The organism is Nostoc sp. UHCC 0870, assembly GCF_022063185.1.
Lineage (GTDB): Bacteria > Cyanobacteriota > Cyanobacteriia > Cyanobacteriales > Nostocaceae > Trichormus.
In genome coordinates this window covers 139,905-159,231 of sequence record NZ_CP091915.1, presented here as the reverse complement: position 1 = coordinate 159,231, position 19,327 = coordinate 139,905, and the positions used below count along the sequence as shown (strand labels likewise).

At 42.4% G+C, this 19,327-nt stretch carries 14 protein-coding genes and 3 pseudogenes; 11 read left to right on the top strand and 6 right to left on the bottom strand.

Annotation, left to right across the window (positions count from 1 at the left end; translation table 11 throughout):
• Positions 1–304 precede the first annotated feature (304 nt).
• The 4 genes from L6494_RS29065 (at position 305) to L6494_RS29050 (ending at position 7,089) form a co-directional block, all read left to right on the top strand.
• The gene (locus L6494_RS29065; protein WP_237997173.1) at positions 305–2,071 is read left to right on the top strand and encodes an SWIM zinc finger family protein; all 1,767 of its coding nucleotides are present in this window, start codon (positions 305–307) and stop codon (positions 2,069–2,071) included.
• A 90-nt stretch (positions 2,072–2,161) separates the two neighbouring features.
• Positions 2,162–2,686, top strand: coding sequence for a hypothetical protein (locus tag L6494_RS29060; protein ID WP_237997171.1), 525 nt, complete (start codon positions 2,162–2,164; stop codon positions 2,684–2,686).
• A gap of 36 nt (positions 2,687–2,722) precedes the next feature.
• Complete coding sequence (locus L6494_RS29055) at positions 2,723–3,646, top strand: transposase (protein WP_237988802.1); 924 nt, start codon at positions 2,723–2,725, stop codon at positions 3,644–3,646.
• A 131-nt stretch (positions 3,647–3,777) separates the two neighbouring features.
• Positions 3,778–7,089, top strand: coding sequence for a DEAD/DEAH box helicase (locus L6494_RS29050; RefSeq protein WP_237997169.1), 3,312 nt, complete (start codon positions 3,778–3,780; stop codon positions 7,087–7,089).
• A 338-nt stretch (positions 7,090–7,427) separates the two neighbouring features.
• Here L6494_RS29050 and L6494_RS29045 read toward each other — a convergent pair whose 3' ends face one another.
• From L6494_RS29045 to L6494_RS29035, 3 genes are read right to left on the bottom strand one after another with little or no spacing between them, the layout of a single operon-like run.
• Positions 7,428–8,120, bottom strand: coding sequence for an ABC transporter ATP-binding protein (locus L6494_RS29045; protein WP_272867758.1), 693 nt, complete (start codon positions 8,118–8,120; stop codon positions 7,428–7,430).
• Positions 8,121–8,125: 5 nt separating this feature from the next.
• Positions 8,126–9,421, bottom strand: a complete 1,296-nt coding sequence (locus L6494_RS29040) for an ABC transporter permease (RefSeq protein ID WP_237997167.1) — start codon at positions 9,419–9,421, stop codon at positions 8,126–8,128.
• Positions 9,418–10,932: an efflux RND transporter periplasmic adaptor subunit gene (locus L6494_RS29035; protein WP_237997159.1), complete on the bottom strand. Its 1,515-nt coding sequence runs from the start codon at positions 10,930–10,932 to the stop codon at positions 9,418–9,420. Before L6494_RS29035 ends, L6494_RS29040 begins: the two co-directional genes overlap by 4 nt.
• A 538-nt stretch (positions 10,933–11,470) precedes the next feature.
• Here L6494_RS29035 and L6494_RS29030 point away from each other — a divergent pair.
• The 7 genes and pseudogenes from L6494_RS29030 (at position 11,471) to L6494_RS29000 (ending at position 15,571) form a co-directional block, all read left to right on the top strand.
• Positions 11,471–11,896, top strand: coding sequence for a hypothetical protein (locus tag L6494_RS29030; RefSeq protein ID WP_237997157.1), 426 nt, complete (start codon positions 11,471–11,473; stop codon positions 11,894–11,896).
• Between the two features lie 49 nt (positions 11,897–11,945).
• Positions 11,946–12,485 carry a general stress protein gene (locus L6494_RS29025; RefSeq protein WP_237997156.1) on the top strand — a complete coding sequence of 180 codons (540 nt, stop codon included), beginning with the start codon at positions 11,946–11,948 and terminating at the stop codon, positions 12,483–12,485.
• 113 nt (positions 12,486–12,598) lie between these two features.
• Positions 12,599–12,970: a DUF5335 family protein gene (locus tag L6494_RS29020; protein ID WP_237997154.1), complete on the top strand. Its 372-nt coding sequence runs from the start codon at positions 12,599–12,601 to the stop codon at positions 12,968–12,970.
• An 86-nt stretch (positions 12,971–13,056) separates the two neighbouring features.
• Positions 13,057–13,353: pseudogene (locus tag L6494_RS29015) on the top strand (SDR family oxidoreductase); the annotation flags it as partial.
• Between the two features lie 136 nt (positions 13,354–13,489).
• Positions 13,490–13,579: pseudogene (locus L6494_RS29010) on the top strand (oxidoreductase); the annotation flags it as partial.
• Positions 13,580–13,640: 61 nt separating this feature from the next.
• Complete coding sequence (locus L6494_RS29005) at positions 13,641–15,212, top strand: oleate hydratase (protein ID WP_237997152.1); 1,572 nt, start codon at positions 13,641–13,643, stop codon at positions 15,210–15,212.
• A 56-nt stretch (positions 15,213–15,268) separates the two neighbouring features.
• Positions 15,269–15,571, top strand: a complete 303-nt coding sequence (locus L6494_RS29000; RefSeq protein ID WP_237997143.1) for a hypothetical protein — start codon at positions 15,269–15,271, stop codon at positions 15,569–15,571.
• Between the two features lie 91 nt (positions 15,572–15,662).
• On the opposite strand, the gene L6494_RS28995 is transcribed toward L6494_RS29000, so the two are convergent.
• The 3 genes and pseudogenes from L6494_RS28995 to L6494_RS28985 all read right to left on the bottom strand — a co-directional run bounded on the left by L6494_RS28995 (position 15,663) and on the right by L6494_RS28985 (position 19,128).
• Positions 15,663–16,958: an HlyD family secretion protein gene (locus tag L6494_RS28995; protein WP_237997141.1), complete on the bottom strand. Its 1,296-nt coding sequence runs from the start codon at positions 16,956–16,958 to the stop codon at positions 15,663–15,665.
• Between the two features lie 15 nt (positions 16,959–16,973).
• Positions 16,974–18,101 (bottom strand): ABC transporter permease, encoded by a 1,128-nt coding sequence (locus tag L6494_RS28990; protein WP_237997131.1) that lies wholly within the window; start codon positions 18,099–18,101, stop codon positions 16,974–16,976.
• Between the two features lie 118 nt (positions 18,102–18,219).
• A pseudogene (locus tag L6494_RS28985) lies at positions 18,220–19,128 on the bottom strand (IS982 family transposase).
• Positions 19,129–19,327 lie beyond the last annotated feature (199 nt).

Below are 19,327 nucleotides of genomic sequence, written 5' to 3'. Positions count from 1 at the left end.
GATACATTTGTATTATATAGCAGGGAATAAAAACTTTGTAAATGCTCAGATTCAGTCGAAATAGTTACGATAGCATTAGTGTCGGCGGATTAGAGTAGCTCGTAGTTATTGGGATGCTCTTGAGAACGCTCCTTGCTGGGGTGAACGAGATCAGCTATGGTAGGCGGTTAAGCCGTCGCGGATTAGCACTTTGCGTTATCGTAGTGAGAAATACTTTGGCGTACATAGAACATCGTCGAAGTCGGCACGAAAATCAAGGTAGAGGCAGTTTAAGCGTAAGCTAGAAATAAAACACTTGGGTGCTATGTCGATTCCAGCAATTTCTGAAGCAATAATACGCCACAACTCAAACGCTTTATCCTACAGTCGTGGTGAAGAATATTACCGCAAGGGAGCAATCGCTGATCTCAAAAAACGAGGCAATCTGATTCAGGCAGAGGTGGAGGGTAGCGAAATTACACCATACCAAGTCAGTATTCGTTTTGATGTAGGCGGAATTACCTCAGTTTATTGTACTTGTGCTTATAATTATGATGGTTGGTGTAAACATATAGTTGCCACCTTATTAACCTGTTCACGTCAATTAGAGAAAATTGAAGAACGTCCAACCCTGGAAAAATTATTAAATCACCTTGATCTTGTCCAAGCACAGCGATTACTGCAAGAACTGGTGGAAAGTAGACCAGAATTAATTGATGATATTGATGAGTTTGTAAGTTTAATAAATTTGCCGAAACCGATAGAAAAAAATCCTTCTAGCCGTCAAAGTAAAATTGATACATCACCTTTTCGCTCTCATGTCAAGCGGATTTTGCGGGATGGATTGAAGGAATTAGAGTATGGTACAGAAGATGACCCATTTACCGATGATTTACTGGCTGTAATTGGGAAAGCACGAGAGTTGGCGGAAAATGGAGATGGTAAGAATGCGATCGCTATTCTCGAAACTATCACCGCCACTTATGCCGAAGAATGGGACGAGTTACTAGATTACGGCGGAGATAGTTATTCCATTGCAGAACCTCTTGACAGCGCGTGGACAGAAGCAATTTTGTGTGCAGAGATATCTAAAGGAGAAATAGTAGATTTGCAGGTGATGTTGGAATCATGGCAAGACGAAATCAGTGCTGACTTTAGTATGAGTTTGTCAGCATTGCGTCAAGGTTGGGATTACGAACCACTGCAACAGATGATGCAGGGAGATGACACCGCAGAACTTTGGGAAAATGAAAGACCAAGCTTTGCTGATGATTTAGCATTTATTCGCTTGCAAATTCTGGAACGCCAAAATCGTTACACAGAGTATTTAAATCTAGCTTTAGCAGAAGAAATGACTCTGCAATATCTGACGCAATTAGCAGCTTTGGGAAGAGTAGAGGAGGCTATGTCTGCGGCTAAAATCCTGATGGAAAGAGCAGAAGAGGGTTTTGCGCTAGCAAAAATATTGCGAGAAGATGGGTATTTAGTTGAAGCATTGGAAATATCTCAAGCAGGTATACATTTATCCGGTAACTGTTTATATGAATTTGCTACTTGGACAAGTGATTTAGCCCAAGGATTAGAGGATAATGCCACTGCGTTAACTGCCAGCATCATTGCCTTCAAAATTAAACCATCATTTCGAGACTATAGAAAAGTGGAAGACTTGGCAGGAGAAACTTGGTTGACAGTCAAACAAGATTTCCTACAAACACTCCGAAGTCAACCAGATTGGGGAATACAAGAAGCAAAGGTTGATATTTTCCTGCATGAAGGATTAATTGATGATGCAATTACAACAGTAGAAAATGATAGTTACTATGCTTCAAAATTGGTTCATCGAGTCATGGATGCAACAGTTTCTCATCGTCCTGATTGGGTAATTGATAACGCTCGCAGACGGGCAGAACCAATTATGGAACAAGGGAAAGCTGACCGTTATGATGCGGCAGTTAATTGGCTGAAAAAAGTAAAAACTGCTTATTTTCAACTTGGACAAAAAGCTGAGTGGTCTGCTTATCGCTCAAAACTAGAAGCCACTCATGGACGTAAACGTAAATTAATGGAATTATTTAAAGAACTGAATAAATAGTAAGCTGACGCACATCTAAATTTGATCATTTAGCACTTGAACCCATTTGCAGCCTTAGATTACCTCATAAAACTAGATCACGAACAGTTTATGACTACTTTTGAAATTAATTCCACAAAACTACAAGCACAACTCGCTAAAAAATATTTCGAGTTACACCCTTCTATACAAAAAATTATCCAGTTATTTTCGGTAATTTATGCACCCATAGACAAAAATTCCTTGGTAAGTTGTCTTAGTACAACGGGTGCGTTGGATGAAAATAATAAACCTTGGGGTACTAAAACCCTCAGTCCCCAAATTGATAAATTGGTAAAATCAGGTTTATTAGTACAGGAAAGTAGATCAGGTACTGAATGCCATCCTTTACTCACAGAAATAGCCACTCGTCATGCTGTCCAAACCGGACAGTTTGAAATTCTAGTCACAGCAGTGGAGGAAAAGCTACCCATACGGAAGCACTGGCAAAATGAATCTCGGATGTTCCAAAGTTTACGCCAGTGTATCAGAGAAATCCGCATAGGTTTTTACCGCCAAGACCCTGATTTTATTAATAAGCAAATTGAAGATTACCAGAAATACAGTAGACATCTCCAAAATAGTATTATTCTGTGATAAAAGAACATTAAAGCGTTATTTTGACACAGAAGCATGAGCAATATACTGAATTACATTGAAGAGAATCCTAAACAAACCCAAAGGTTAATAGGTCTGGAATATGAACAGTTACAACAATTAATCATAAATGGGGAAAGATTATATCATGAAAAAAAAGCTTTACTGGAATCTAAGAAAGTGAGAATTATTGCTGGTGGAGGAGGTCGGAAACCAAAATTATCTATTTCTGAACAAATCATTTTAACTTTAGTGTATCTCCGACATCTGACAACCTTTCAACTTCTAGGTATTCAGTTTGAAGTAAGTGAGTCTACAGCCAACGATACGTTTAACTATTGGTTGCCTAACTTGCGAGAATTACTGCCATCAAGTTTGCTTGAACAAGTAAAAAAAAACGCTTCTGACTATGAAGTAGTAAAAGAAATGCTCACAGAATATGAATTAATAGTAGATAGCTATGAACAAGTCAGAGAAAGACCTAGAGACAATGATGAACAAAAGAAATATTTTTCAGGTAAGAAGAGTAATCATACATTTAAAACTCAAATGATTATTTTACCTGATGCTAGTGATATCGTTGATGTTGTGGCAGGTGAACCTGGTCCAAAAAGCGATATAACTTTGTTCCGAGAATATCGTTCAGAGTTTGATGCCAAACAAAGATTTAAAGGAGATAAGGCATATCTTGGAGAAGATTTAATTACAACTCCAATTAAGAAACCAAGAAATCAAGAACTAACAACTGAACAGAAAGAACAGAACAAAATATTTTCATCTAAACGAATCTTTGTTGAACATCGAATACGGTCAGTCAAAATCTTTCGAGTTGTCCAAGAGAGATTTAGGTTAAATACCCGCAAATATAAGCAAGTAATTTTGACGATTTGTGGGCTAGTAAGGTTACGGATTCGAGGGCTAATATTACCATTAGAAATATCAGCTATATCATCAGGTTAAAATTATCGCATATAACTAGATATTTTTGCCTAATTATCAACAGCAAATATCTCAAAGTCTTATTTCATCGTACAGAATAGCTAATTTAAGATGATTGCATTTAGTGGCTACAGCCTAGCCAAACAAAGGCTTTGACTGTTTTCGGAGATGTCTATTTCAATACTATAGGCGGCTTATTTTTCATCCTAGCACTTTTAAAAGATGGTTCAGCACAACGCCTGCGAGAAGCAGAAGATTACGCCAATCTGATTTCCCGCCAATCAGATCATTGGCTGAGGTTTATTTATGCCAGACTGGAAATGGTACTGCAAGTCCAGCAAGGTGATATTACCAAAAAACAATTTGTAGTCAGTTCCCATATTTCTTCCGTAGAAGAAGAAAATAGCTTACAAACATTGTTTTGTTCACTATGCCTTTACTGGATGGATGCTGATAGTGCCAAAAAACGCTTACCTAATTTACTAGAGCCATTATATAGGCGATCGCTCGCCTCCGGTCATCACTGGTTGGCAATGGAAACCGCAGAACTCCTATCCCGGCTTAAACCAAGCAGTAACTATCATCAACAAGCAGCAACACTGCGAGAAGATAGCAGTTTCCATTCCATCGTAGACCTAATTCAACCCCAAGAAGCTTGGGAAATGTGCTTAAATGCCCTAGCGAATCTCCAGAAAGAATCACAAACACACCCAAAAGCAGAGTCAGAACTGCGTTTAGCATGGTTCATTACCTTCTATCCCAGCAGATGTGTCTTGCAACCAAAGGAACAGAAAGTTAATGCCAAAGGAGAGTGGAGTAAAGGTCGTCCTATAGCCCTCAAGCGTCTGAACAGTGGATTATCTGAGTTTGATTACATCACATCCCAAGATATGCGGGTATGTAGTTGTATTGAGGTATATAGTGAGGGCTATTACGGCAAAGTTGAGTATATGTTCAATGAAAAAGCCATCTCTGCCTTAATTGGACACCCGTTGGTTTTTTGGGAAGATACACCCAATATCCGTGTAGAAATTGTTAAAGGAGAACCGGAACTACTAGTCAAAAAAGAAAAACTTGGTCGTATCGCCTTGGAATTTTCTCCCAAGTTACCAGAATCACAGAACATTCTGAATATTAAAGAAACCCCAACCCGGATTAAAGTTATTGAAATCACTGCCGAACATCGACGTATTACAGAGATCCTTGGTAAAGATAATAAATTAAATGTGCCGGCGATCGCCGAGAAGCAAGTTTTGGCCGCCATTAATGCCGTCTCTGGCATCGTCACCGTGCATTCTGACATTGGTGGCGGCTCAGAAGGTGCAGAAGAAGTACCCGCCCAGACTCTCCCCCATATTCACCTCTTACCAGCCAATACTGGCTTGAAAGTCACCATTTTGTCCCGCCCCTTTGCCCAAGGTGGCCCCTACTACCGTCCTGGTGCTGGTGGTGAAACTGTCATTGCCGAGATTGACGGTAAGCGTCTGCAAACCAGACGCAATCTGCCCGAAGAGAAGCAACTGGCCAAAAACGCTGTAGCCGCCTGCCCTACCTTGACGCGAACTGAAGAACAAGATGGTGAATGGATTATAGTTGACCCAGAGGAATGTTTAGAACTGCTGCTAGAACTGCAAGCATTGGGAAACAGCGTAGTCATGGCATGGCCAGAAGGAGAAAAACTACGTGTTAGCCACCATGCAGACCTGAAGGACTTTAATTTATCAATTCAACGTCAACAAGACTGGTTTGCCGCCACTGGTGAGTTGAAATTGAATAGCGACCTAGTGCTGGATATGCAGCAGTTACTAGAACTATTGGAGAAAACCCCCAGTCGTTTTATCCCTCTTGGTGATGGTCAATTTCTGGCTTTAACCCAAGCTTTTCGCAAACGCCTGGACGAATTGCGGATGTTTTCGGAAAAACATAGTAAAGGTATCCGTTTTCACCCATTGGCAACATTAGGATTAGAGGATTTTGTCGATGAAGTAGGTAAGGTAAAGGCCGATAAACACTGGAAAACACATATCCAGCGTCTCCAGGAGGTGAAAAACCTCCAACCAGAACTCCCATCTACATTTCAGGCGGAACTACGTGACTATCAAATGGATGGATTCTGTTGGCTGGCGCGGCTGGCACATTGGGGTGTGGGTGCTTGTTTAGCAGATCAAATGGGACTGGGTAAGACCGTGCAGGCTTTGGCTGTCATCCTCAGAAACGCCCATGAGGGGCCAACCTTAATTATTGCCCCGACTTCCGTGTGCATGAACTGGGTGAGTGAAGCCCAGAAGTTTGCCCCAACCCTAAATATTATTCAATTTAGTGGTGCTAACCGCCAAAAATTACTGGATGGGTTACAACCGTTGGATATGTTGGTATGCAGTTACGGTTTATTGCAGCAGGAAGAAGTAGCGCAAATGCTCTCTGGGGTACAGTGGCAAACGATTGTTCTGGATGAAGCCCAGGCGATCAAAAATATGACCACTAAACGTTCCCAGGCAGCCATGAACCTGAAATCTAATTTTAAGTTGCTGACTACTGGGACTCCCATTGAAAACCACCTGGGCGAATTGTGGAATCTGTTCCGCTTTATTAATCCTGGATTATTGGGTTCTTTTGAAAGCTTCAATCAACGCTTTGCTATTCCCATTGAAAAATATCAGGATAAACTTGCACGTAATAAACTCAAAAAACTGATTCAACCATTTCTGTTGCGACGGACTAAAAATCAGGTGCTAGAAGAGCTACCTTCTCGTACCGAAATTCTACTTCATGTGGAGTTGAGTCAGGAGGAAAAGGCATTCTATGAAGCATTGCGCCGTCAGGCTATATCTAAACTCAGTGAAAGTGGTGCAGAAGCCGGAAATAAACATTTGCAAGTTTTAGCTGAGATTATGAAACTGCGTCGCGCTTGCTGTAATCCCAGCTTGGTGATGCCTGATACTGAATTATCTAGTTCCAAGTTGCAACTTTTTGGTGAGGTGTTAGGTGAACTTCTAGAAAATCGCCATAAGGCATTGGTGTTTAGTCAGTTTGTTGACCATTTACACATCATCCGAGATTACTTGGAGAAGCAAGGTATTCATTATCAATACTTAGATGGCAGCACTTCCGTAGCCGAGCGCAAAAAAAGGGTGGATGCGTTTCAAGCAGGGAACGGCGATGTCTTTCTCATTAGCCTCAAAGCGGGAGGTACAGGACTCAATTTAACTGCCGCCGATTATGTCATCCATACAGACCCCTGGTGGAATCCCGCCGTGGAAGACCAAGCCTCAGACCGCGCCCATCGCATTGGTCAACAACGCCCAGTGACAATTTATCGCTTAGTAGCAAAGGATACTATTGAAGAAAAAATTGTAGAATTGCATCACCACAAGCGAGACTTAGCAGATAGCCTATTGGAAGGTGCTGATATCAGTGGCAAGATATCAACGGAAGCTTTGTTACAGTTGATTAGTGAAGGTTGAACTTCCCACTACGAGATTATAAACCAAAAGTTAGCAACACGGTTGCTAACTTTTTGCGTAGGAACTAATTGTGACTTGAACCATTAAATGAGCTTTTATCTCAAGATATGCTTCGCAAAGTAGGTTTTCATTTTATGGTTCACTATGTGATAACGAGTTCATTTTTATTTAATGAACGCAGAGGATAGCGATGCCTTCGGCGCGGCGTAGCCATCGCCCACCAGAATTATCATAGGTAGACTCAATTCCTATAAAAACGATAGTTCTGAATCATAATTAGGGCTTGCTGAGTAAACCCTAATTACCCTGCAAAATCCTCCGAGAGAACAATGCTGGTGTTAGAAATGTTGGGCGATCGCTCTTTCAACAATCACGCCATCTTGCATTTGAATCACCCGCTTTGTCTGATCTGCTACGGTTGCATCATGGGTGACAATTGCGATCGTAGTTCCCTGTTGATTTAATTCCGTCAGCAGATTCATAATCTCGTGAGAAGTTTTGGAATCTAAAGCCCCCGTTGGTTCATCTGCTAACACTAAAGCCGGATGATTCACCAATGCCCGTGCGATCGCTACTCGCTGTTGCTGTCCTCCTGAAAGTTGGCTAGGGCGATTTGTTAAGCGATCGCCTAATCCGATATTTTCGAGGGCGGCGATCGCAGATTTCAGGCGTTGCGAACGAGGGACATCTGCATAAATCATCGGCAGCATAACATTTTCTAGTGCTGTTAATCGGGGCAACAAATTGAATTGTTGAAACACAAAGCCAATATACTGATTGCGGATATCTGCAAGTTCATCATCATCTAGCGTCGTCAACTCTCTACCGTCCAAGATATACTGTCCACTCGTAGGACGATCCAGACAACCAATAATGTTCATCAGTGTTGATTTCCCTGAACCTGAAGCCCCCATAATCGCCACATATTCCCCATCTTCAATTGATAAATTAATTTCCTTGAGAACGGGTACATCCAATTCTCCTAAGTGATAGGTTTTGGTAATGCCTTCCATCGAGATCATAGTTGCCATAGCGATCACTCATTGTGTAGTGCTGAAATTGGATCTAATTTGGCAGCATTCCGCGCTGGGATACCGCCAGCCAGAACGCCAACTACTAATGAAAGGCTAAACCCTGTCCCAATCGACCACAACGGCACAATAAACGGAAATTTGAACACAGTTGCGGCAGCAAAGGCGAACCCGATACCCAATCCCACACCAATCACACCGCCAACCGTGGAGATAACGATCGCCTCGGTTAAAAATTGGCTCAAAATGTCTGTGCCGGTTGCGCCCACAGCTTTACGAATGCCGATTTCTCGTGTTCGTTCCATCACCGAAACCAGCATGATGTTAGCAATGCCAATGCCACCGACGACCAGGGAAATACCTGCGATCGCACCGATCATCAAGGTAAATGACCCCATCACATTGCTGAAAGTGCTGATAATATCAACTAAATTGATAATCCGAAAATCATCGACGGCTGAAGGATGAATGCCATGCCGTAGACGCAGAATATTTGTCACCTGAAATTGAGCCGAGTTCAGTTGATCGCCATCACTTGCTTCTACCCAGAATCCATTAATTGCTACACCCGTCAAGGCGTTATTGCCCACAATTTGGGCAGACATATTGGTAAGGGGGATATAAATCAGATCGTCTAGATCCTGTCCACCCGATGTTCCTTTTGATTCTGCCACCCCAACCACGGTGTATCGCTTGCCCCGAATCCGCAAATCAGTTCCAATCACAGTTTCGTCTGCGTTGAATAATTCATCTCGCACCTTAGAACCGAGAAACGCCACAGGTCGCCCAGCATCTAAATCCCCTTGATTAAAAAATAGTCCCACTTGGGGATGAATATTTTTCATCGTTGGGTAGTTCAAATCCGTGCCTAAAAGGGTCGTGGCGATGTTGGTATTGCCCCGGACGACCTGAATTGAACCACGTTGTAAGAATGCCGAAACCGATTTAGCGGCTGGGACTTGTTTGGCGATCGCCTGGGCATCTTCCCAGGTTAGTGTACTGGCTGAACCTGCGCCTTGGCTGATACCGCCTGTTCTGGCTGCCCCTGCGGAAACCAACATCACATTTGTTCCCAAGGCTTGGATTTGTAACTCTGTTGACTTTTGTACGCCCTGTCCCACAGAGGTAATCGTAATCACCGAGGAGATGCCAATAATCACCCCCAACATAGTCAAACCTGTCCGCAGTTTATTACCCCACAGTGTTTCGACTGACATGATCAAAACTTCACTGAAAGATACCTTACGCTTTCCCGAACGGCGCGGACGAGTTTTTGTCTGTAAATTAGTAAGTTTTTTCATGAAGGTCTGCCATTAGCTGTAGAAACCTTACGAGTTCCAGGTGGAAAGCTGAGTAAAACGTTTTCGTTTCCAGTTAAGCCAGATTTGACCTCGGTTTTGTCATTTACTGTTGTCCCTACGACAATCGGCACAAAGACCGAATCGCCTTGATCCTTGGCGACAAACACACCCTGAGCATTGTTTTGTTGCACGATCGCCCCAGTCGGCACTACTATGACATTTTTTAACTCTCCAGCTTTAAAGTCCACAGTCACATTCATTCCTGATCGCAATAAGCCTTGGGGATCTGGCACTGATGTCTTCACTTCAAAGCTGGTCACGTTCTGCACAACACTTGACTGGGTGGCAATTTGCGTCACCTCTCCGGTAAAGGTTTTCCCTGTATAAGCATCTGCCTGAATTGTTGCAACTATACCCATACGAATTTGGGCAATGTTCGCTTCTGCCACATCGGCAACAATCTGGTTCGTGGATGCAAGAGCCAAGATGGAAGAAGATGAGGCAGAGGAAACTGAACTACCTGCTGTGGTGGGTGTAACAAAAGAGCCAGGATCAGCAAATTTCCGGGCAACAATCCCACTAAAGGGGGCGCGGATCACCATATCGTTGAGGTTTGCTTGGATAATTTGCACCGCCCCCTGAGCCGATGCCACTTGAGCGCGGGCTTGCTGAATATCTTCCGGTCGTGACCCCGCTTGAGACAACGCCAGAGCTTCCTGTCTCTGCTTCACCACTGCCCTAGCTTGAGTAATATCTTCTGGACGAGTCCCCGATCGCACTAATGAAGTAGCTTGTTCTGCTTGCTTGACTTGAGTCTGGGCGCGATCGCGGTTAGTGCGGAAGGTATTCAGACTTTGGAGGGCGATCGCACCTGAGCTATAGAGTTTTTGATTTCTTTGCAGATCATCTTCAGCTTGACGCAAGGCATATTGAGCATCTTTCAACTGAGCTTGGGCTTGGGCAACTTCCTGGAGTCGATTTCCATTCAGCAATTTTTGGAGATTTGCCTCTTGTTCAGCCAGTTGTGCCTGTGCTGTGGCAATATCTTCAACACGATTCCCATTTACTAGTTTCTGCACATTTGCTTGAGCCGCAGCCAGATTCCCCTGAGCCTGATGTAATTGCCCCTGAAGATTTGAGTCATCCATATAAGCAAGTATCTGCCCTTGTTGCACAGAATCACCTTCTTTCACCAGCAGTTGCTTGAGAATCCCTGACGTTTTAGGACTCACATTTACTGATCGTTCGGGTTGCACCGTCCCATTTGCAGAAACCGTGATTGGCAGATTGCTCCGCTTGACTAAAGCCGTTTGCACCTTATTCTTTGCCTGTTGTTGAGGCACTACAACCAGTTGGTGATAAGCAAGATAGCTAATACCAATCATAGGTATCAATATCAGTAACCCAAGTAGCCATTTATTTGCTTTTAGCTTACTCAGTCCATTCGGCTTTAGTTCCTTTGGTTTTACCTCTTTAGGTTTTATCTCTTTAGGTATTAGGGAGATGCTCATAGGTAATACCTCTAATTTATAAAATGCAAAAGTGCGGCAAGCATATAAAACTGTCTATATAATTTTATGATTTGGGAAAATTATCAGTAAAAAATTAAAGTATGAATACTCTTACAATATAACAAAGTGATGTTTGATTTCTAGGGTTATTTGGTTGATTTAAAAAAGCTCACCTTTTCATCTTAGGTATGAGAATAAATCAAGCGATTACTAGAATTAAATCAACAATATACTAGTTTTTTCACCATATTGTCTCAGTTTTACTTGGAGATTTTTTAACCTTTACCTTGTTGTAATAGTCCCACAAGTCTTGTCAAAAGCAGCAAAGAGTAACTCATCACCATATAAAATATTTTTAAGGACGATTTAAATAAGGTTTGAATTGTATAACTTATACTAAAACATTCAAAAGGCAGAGGTTATATTTTTCAAAATTTGTAAATATTAAATGTGTGGTAAAACTCAAGCATAGCTTTAATTTTAAGCTTGACGATCATAGAGCCAGATTTCAGAAAATAAACATACTAGAGTAATTATCATGAGTACTGCAATTGATAACTTCACTAAAAATCTGCATGACAATCTAGAAGCAGTTGAAGAACGGGTAAAATCGCTGAAGGCAAGTATTCAATCTGCGCCGAAAAAAACTCAAATTGAGATTGAATCCCAACTTGAAGAAGCGAAAACAAAGCTGGATGCTAAAAAACAAGAATTCGACGAGTACCGAGCAAAGCTGAAAACTCAATTTGAAGAAAAAGAATCTGAGGTGAAGTCCCATGTCGAGGAATGGAAAACGAGCCGCAAAGTAAAGAAGCTTGAACATCGGGCAGATAAAGCTGAAAACCATGCAGCTACAGCAACCTTTTTAGCGATCGCCACCATTGAAGAGGCTGAAAAAGCCACCTTAGAAGCGATCGCCGCCAGACTAGATGCTGAAGCTGCTGCGGTAACTACGAAAAAGTAAAACCAAGCTTGTTTGAGAACTATTTGACATACATACAAGAGCCAAATTCATGACATATACACATACCGTTGTTGCCCATTTCCCTTCCCACGCAGAAGCAGAAAGGGTTGTATTGGAGCTACAAAAGTCAGGCTTCGATATGCAAAAGCTCTCAATCATTGGTAAAGACTACCAAACCACAGAAAGTGTCCGGGGATTTCTCACCTGGAAAGATACAGCTAAAGCAGGGGCCGCAGGCGGTGGTTATTGGGGTAGCTTCGTCGGCGGTTTATTTGGCATTTTAGCCGGGGCTGGAGTGGTATTTATTCCCGGATTCGCGCCGATCATCATTGCTGGCCCCATTGTGGGAGTATTGGCAGGTTGGTTGGAAGGAACCCTTGTTGGTGGCGCTAGTGCTGCTGCTGTTGGCGGACTGGCTGGTGCGTTATCCGGGTTAGGAATACCCAAGCACGAGATACTCAGGTACGAGACTAAAATCCAAGCAGGCGAGTTCATCATCCTGGTGACAGGTAACAAGGATGATGTTAGTCAGGCGAAGCAAATGCTAGGCAAAATCAGTCATGAAATCAGCTTGTCTGTCCCTGTTTAAGGCTTTGAACTATTAATCTGCCAACATTAGACATCTGGTGAAAAGCAATGTAGAGACGTAGCATTGCTATATCTCTACAAAGGTTATGGATAACGCATATTTAAATTCGGTCGATGTTTAAAGGAATCATCATGGTAAGTAAAATTGACATCAGCAAATCTGTGCCGCGTGAGCGATGGGGTGAATTTTTTGATCAGTTTTCCAGTGGTAATCGTGGACGGCATATTTCAATCGAAATTATCAATTCAGAACTCGGTGACGAAGAACTGATTCAGAACGCACCTTTGATGGCAATGGTTTATGATCGTCCTGGAAAGGGGGATGATTTGCTGATTGAAGTGGGTCGAGATGAAGTGACATACGCTCACACCATTGATTCACCAACTGAAGTTTTAACGGGACAGAACTCAAACGGTGTGATGATAGCGGTTCGGATTAGTGACGCTGCTGGGACAAAAACGTTGATCCAGCTACAAGCTAGTTAAGCTACAGCAACAGACTCACGGAAAAATGCGAGAGTCAGTAGATCCATATATGCGAGGTCGCATGAATGACAGGAAATCCTATGTTCGTTCTTTATGGGATTGCTGCTGTATTGCCGATTATGCGTCAGCAAAAGTCTGGTCACGTCATTAACCTATCGTCCGTGGCTGGACATAAGGTGTTTCCTGGGTCAGCAGTCTACTGTGCTACTAAGTATGCAGTGCGAGCAATCTCTGAAGGACTGCGACTAGAGTCAAATGGTGAAATCCGTTCGACTAATATCTCACCAGGAGCGGTTGCTACTGAGTTGACTACCACCATTACCGATAAAGACACAGCAGCAAGAATTAATCAACTTTATGCGATCGCTATTGATGCAGATGTCATTGCTCGTGCAGGGCAAACGCACCAAAATCCTGAACATCTTACACAGCAGGGCTTTCAAAATTTATTAACAAAACTAAACAATGGGCGAAACCTTTGTCTAGTAAGCATTCTAAAAATAAGGTGCGTTTGCCCTGATTGCTCGTGCGATCGCCTATGCCATTGAGCAGCCCAATGATGTTGATGTGAATGAAATCATCATTCGTCCAACAGGTCAAGAACTTTAGATTTAGGTTCACAAAAGACGTAAGACACGATTAAACCAAACTCATCAGGGAGTCAATTGTCATGGTTAAGAAATTTAATGCTTATTTGTTAGGTGGTGGTATCGGCTCTTTAGCAGCAGCCGCCTTCATGATTCGCGATGGCGGAATTCTTGGCGGAAATATTTTTATTTTAGAAGCAAAGCCCCTTCTGGGCGGAAGTATGGATGGAGCCGGGAACCCTACAGATGGCTATTCCCTGCGCGGGGGAAGGATGTTAACGACCGACAATTACGAATGCACTTGGGAGCTTTTCAAGTCGATTCCCTCCCTGAGTTCGCCTGGTAAAACGGTATTTGACGAAACGATGGAGTTTAATGAGCAGCACAAGTCAAATTCTATGGCGCGTCTGGTTGATAGCCGACGAGCGAAGGTGCCGGTAAGTTCGATGGGCTTTTCGATGCAAAATCGTCAGGAATTGCTAAAGCTCACCCAAGCTAGTGAAGATGAGTTAGGTGCTACTTGTATCACAGATTGGCTTTCTCCAGAATTCTTCGAGACTGAATTTTGGTATATGTGGGTGACTACGTTCGCCTTCCAGCCGTGGCACAGTGCTGTTGAATTCAAGCGTTACTTGCATCGCTTCATGCTGGAATTCTCTCGGATTGAAACCCTCGCTGGGGTTAAGCGCACTATTTATAATCAGTACGATTCATTAATTCTTCCCTTACAGAGTTGGCTTGCTGCTCAAAATGTCAATTTCCTCGTCGATTGCCAGGTGATGGATCTGGATAGCACCACCGCAGAAGGTAAGTTAGTAGTGATAGGCATTCATTATCAGCAGAGTGGTGAAAGCAAAACCATTGCGGTTAAAGACGGCGACCTGGTTTTTCTGCAAAATGGCTCAATGACTGATGCCTCAAGTTTGGGATCGATGACAAGTCCGCCGAAGAAGTTGACTAAACAAGACTGCACTAGTTGGACTTTGTGGGAAAAGCTGGCGGCAGAAAGCCCAGATTTTGGTAATCCTGCTGCTTTCAATAGCAGCATTGCCGAGTCTCTCTGGGAGTCTTTTACCGTAACAATTAAAAACTCCGCATTCTTCGATAAAATCGCCAAATTTAGCGGCAATCAAGCAGGGACTGGCGGGCTGATCACGTTTAAAGACTCAAATTGGCTGATGTCAATTGTACTCGCCTATCAACCCCATTTTATAAATCAGCCTGCTGATGTACAAGTCTTTTGGGGATATGCCCTTTTTGGCGATCGCGTCGGTAATTTTGTACCCAAGCCAATGAGCGAGTGCAATGGTGAAGAAATTCTGCGAGAACTCTGCGGTCATTTACGATTCGATTTGGATATCGTGGAATCGGCAAATTGTATTCCTTGCAGAATGCCGTACATCACAAGTATGTTTATGCCTCGTTTACGTAGCGATCGACCCTTACCGATTCCTCATAGCTCAAAGAACCTGGCTTTCATCAGCCAGTTTGTGGAAATTCCTGATGATGTCGTCTTCACAGTTGAGTATTCGGTGCGGGCTGCTCAGATGGCAGTCTATGAATTTCTAAATATCGATCGCCCGATCCCACCTATCTCGCATCATGACAAGTCACTGCAAGTAGAGTTTAAGGCTTTAGTCAAAGCGTTTAAATAAGTTTTAACTTTCCGTTTAGCACAGCTTTTGATCTACATAATCAAGGAAACTATTTTATGACAACCGCCAAAAACCATAGCCACTATTTTCAAAATATTAGCCATCTGCACAGCATACTTGCACCTATTATGTTGTTACCTTTATTGCTGACAACAATTACAGGAACTATTTTTCAGATTGTTGATTTAGCAGGTAAAAAAGATGGGTTTTACTGGTTATTAGATTGGCACAAGGGACATTTTGGCGCACTTAATCTAGAACTCATTTATCCCTTCCTGAATGCTCTCGGCTTGTTCATCTTGCTTTTTACAGGAATTTCTATGTGGTTTCATATGCAGCATAGTTCTAAAAAGGGTTAGCTGAATAAAGTGAAAACCTAGAGAAATCAATGACTAATAAAAGGTGAAAAAGGCAGAGGGCAGGAATCAGAATTCCCTTCTGCCTTTCTTGCTAATTCAAGGGAATTTCTCCATCCGCAGGCATTCCCGGTTTTGCTAGTCTTTCTCGTTGTTCCAAGCTCAGTTTCACACCAAATACCTGTTGCACGCGATCGCTCTGAAAATAAACGTTCTCTGGGGTAAAGGAGGCTTGAGAATCTATAGCGGTAACGGTTGCTTTAAAAGACTTTTGGTGTTTGGGATCGTTATCTAAATAAACATTGGCAAGTTGTCCGACGCGAACTTGAGCAATTTGCCCACCGGGAATAAAGCCCCGCATATAAACTTGACTCAAGTCTACAACTCTCAGCAAGGGGCGCGATGGTAGAACCACTGTACCAGGTTCAACGCTGCGTGTCGTAACAACGCCATCAATCGGGCTTTTCACCGTCAGATTATTTAAGCGACTCTGAATCAATTGTTGATTCGCTTGGGCAGTTTTCACATCAGCTTGGGCAGCTGCTATTGTGTTGCGTGCCTGTTGTGCTTGTGTCTCGAATCGGCTGACATTAGTTTGTTGTCGCCTTGGATTTAAGGTTGTGGTTTGTGCTTGCGTCAATTTTCCCTGAGCAATATTAACGGCTGTTTGTGCCGCTTCCACAGCCGCTAAACGGCTTTGCAAAGCAGCTTTGGCAGTATTGTAAAAAGTTTGCGCCACATCATAGCGTTGTTTGGTTTCAGCTCCTTCAATCGCCAGATGGGCATAGCGATCGCTATCTACCCGCGCCTGTTCAACTAATGCCCGCGCTTCTAAAACTCGTGCTTGTTCTTGTTTCACAACGGCCTTTGCGGTTGAGACAAGGGCGTTAGCTTCCGCAACTTTACCTTGCGTGTCACCTTGGGATTGCTGTAAATTCAGATTAGCATCTGCGAGTTGATCTGCGAGAATAGAGATTTGTAACCGGGCGTAAGCTTCTCGTTGTTTTGCTGCATTTACCTGGGCTGTGGCTGCGCTCAGTTCAGATTGTACTTCTTCATCACTAAGACGCACTAATAATTGTCCTTTTTTTACTGTATCTCCTTCTCGCACAGTAACTTCCTCCACCCGACCAATGCCTTTGGTGCTGACATCGGTTTCATAACCTTCGATCCGTCCATTGAATTGAATGATGTTTGCAGGTTGGGGACGAAAAAACCCATACCATATTCCAAAGCCGACAGATGCGATCGCCACAGTCCCGCCCAAAATCCACAACCAGCGTCGGGGTTTTTTCGGAGTAGGAATTTTTGGATCGTCAGGCTTTTGAGGCGTTGTAACAGATTTTTGAGGAATTGTAATAGGTTTTGAAGAATCAACTGTATGTGACATAAAATACACCCTGAGTTAACTTAATTGACTACGGTAGCGATTTGCACTCACCAGAACTGTCACGGTTGCAAATACAATCATGGCGATCGCATTTAAACCCCAAACTTCCAACCCTGCACCTTTAAGAAGAATGCTGCGGAGAATGATCAAGTAATGATAAAGCGGATTAATTTGGGCAATCCAGCGAAATACAAGCGGCATACTATTCACCGCCGTCACCGCACCGCCTAATAAAATAATGGGAATATTGAGAAATATCCCAATCAAAATTGTTTGCAATTTGTTCTCAGAAAATGTGGAAATTGCCAGTCCAATGGCAACACCAATCTGAATGTAAAGAATAGAAAATAGCAGTAATAAAAATAAATTTCCGCGAAAAGGTAAGGCAAAAACCCAGTGAGCAACAAGGAAACAAATCAGCAATGTAGCTGTGAGTAAAGCAGATATCGGCACAATTTTAGAAATCAAAATATAAGTCGATGCAACTGGAGTCATCAACAACTGTTCTAGTGTTCCTTGATCCTTTTCTCGAACCGCTTCCACAGCCGCAGCCAGAATTGCACTCAAGGTGATGATTGCCCCCAGTACACCAGGAACAAAGAACCAACTATCAAGCATTCCAGGATTGTAGCGCAATGTCATTTCAGTTTGAACGGGGACTTCTAACCCAGTTGACACAGGTTGATAGCGTTGGAGTAAATCTAAGTTAAATTGAGTTGTAATTTGGCTGACATAGCCCTTTGCAAGTCCAGAACTGTAGGCATTAATTCCATCAACCACAACCTGAACTTCTGATTTTCCAGTTTGTAGCAAATCCCGATCAAAACTAGGTGGAATGATTAATCCCGCATCGACTTCTCCCCGTTCGACTTGTTGGGTGAGAGTTTGTTGACTGTTGGTGTGGCGAGATGCTAGAAACACATGATTTGCAGTAAACGCATCCACAAAATCTCGGCTGATTGTTACTTGATTTTGATCCAAAATACTCAGTCGTAAGTTTGTCACATTGGAATTCATCACATAGCCAAAAATCACCATTGAAATAATCGGCGCGATCGTGAGAAAAATCACCAGTTGGCGATTACGCAATAGTTCAGTGCTTTCTTTGATTAACAGAGCTAATAGGCGGCGATTTATCATCATTGATTTTTTAATACCAAATTAATATGAAGTTGCATAGAATCAAATATCAAGAATAATTAAACGCAGATGGGCGCAGATAAACACAGATAAAGATGAATTAATCAAACCTGAGTTCGGGTTAAAGATAAGGAGGTAAAAGCCACTCCAGTTGAAGGCTAGGTTTCTTAGGTTGATGACAATAAGCGATTAATCCGCAAAGAACGTTAACGCAAAAATTAACAGGGCTGACGCCGGGGTACCGGCTACCGCTTCGCTATCGATGTCTGGAATGCTCAATTTGAGAAATATTTTTGAGTTGGTCATTAATCGTCTCAATAATTGAGCGTTTACGGGACAAAAGCTTGTCATGAAGACGCATTAGCTTATTCTTCATATTGCGACGGGGTTTGGCAAAAAATTCAATTCCGAAGTCTTGTAAAAGTTGAGAAGCAAGTTTTTGTGAAACATAACCTCTATCGGCAAATATTTTGCCAAACAGACCACTCAGTAAATCGGGTACTGGTTGACGGTCATCGACATTACCAGGAGTCAGAGATACATTTAAGAGTTGACCAAACTCATTGACGACCAGATGCAGCTTAAAACCAAAAAACCAATCCACAGAAGTCTTGCCACGAGCGGCTAAACCTTCAAACACCTTATGCCTAGAAATCCGACGATTATGACATACCTTCAAGCAAGTTGAATCGATAAAACCGATACCTGTACATTGTCCAAAACAATGCTTCAGATAGACACACAAAGGTATCAAGGTTGATGGCATCCATTCAATAAATCGTTGATAAGAAGGAAGACCTGGAAATGCAGAACTCCACTGTTGTTTCACTTGATTTAAATAAAAATGCTTGAAATTCCGGTAGTGATTTTGATGAAAAGCGATGATAATTGTCATGATTTCACTTAAACATAAGCTTTTAGCACGAAAACGTTTTATTCCTCCATGATTTAACAATTTTTTGTGCCATTGCGCTTCAAACGCTTTACAGAAATCATCTACATGACAGAACAAAGCATCTAAACTAAACATAGGACAGGCTGCTGGATTTGTTGTTATTTTCAGCTTACTACCTGTCCTTTTCCTTATCCCGAACTCAGGTTAATCAAGGTATTTCAGGATAATATGCAACTTTACATAAAATTTGTAAAAATAGGGCTTTTCGATTTAGATTTAATAATTTATGCCCCGCTTTATTTACCTGTTTTTATTTTTTATTAGAACTTTGCTA

Coding starts and splice junctions, on each gene's coding strand:
- L6494_RS29065 (WP_237997173.1), top strand. CDS start 305: ATGTCGATTCCAGCAATTTCTGAAGCAATAATACGCCACAACTCAAAC.
- L6494_RS29060 (WP_237997171.1), top strand. CDS start 2,162: ATGACTACTTTTGAAATTAATTCCACAAAACTACAAGCACAACTCGCT.
- L6494_RS29055 (WP_237988802.1), top strand. CDS start 2,723: ATGAGCAATATACTGAATTACATTGAAGAGAATCCTAAACAAACCCAA.
- L6494_RS29045 (WP_272867758.1), bottom strand. CDS start 8,120: ATGGCAACTATGATCTCGATGGAAGGCATTACCAAAACCTATCACTTA.
- L6494_RS29040 (WP_237997167.1), bottom strand. CDS start 9,421: ATGAAAAAACTTACTAATTTACAGACAAAAACTCGTCCGCGCCGTTCG.
- L6494_RS29035 (WP_237997159.1), bottom strand. CDS start 10,932: ATGAGCATCTCCCTAATACCTAAAGAGATAAAACCTAAAGAGGTAAAA.
- L6494_RS29030 (WP_237997157.1), top strand. CDS start 11,471: ATGAGTACTGCAATTGATAACTTCACTAAAAATCTGCATGACAATCTA.
- L6494_RS29025 (WP_237997156.1), top strand. CDS start 11,946: ATGACATATACACATACCGTTGTTGCCCATTTCCCTTCCCACGCAGAA.
- L6494_RS29020 (WP_237997154.1), top strand. CDS start 12,599: ATGTTTAAAGGAATCATCATGGTAAGTAAAATTGACATCAGCAAATCT.
- L6494_RS29005 (WP_237997152.1), top strand. CDS start 13,641: ATGGTTAAGAAATTTAATGCTTATTTGTTAGGTGGTGGTATCGGCTCT.
- L6494_RS29000 (WP_237997143.1), top strand. CDS start 15,269: ATGACAACCGCCAAAAACCATAGCCACTATTTTCAAAATATTAGCCAT.
- L6494_RS28995 (WP_237997141.1), bottom strand. CDS start 16,958: ATGTCACATACAGTTGATTCTTCAAAACCTATTACAATTCCTCAAAAA.
- L6494_RS28990 (WP_237997131.1), bottom strand. CDS start 18,101: ATGATGATAAATCGCCGCCTATTAGCTCTGTTAATCAAAGAAAGCACT.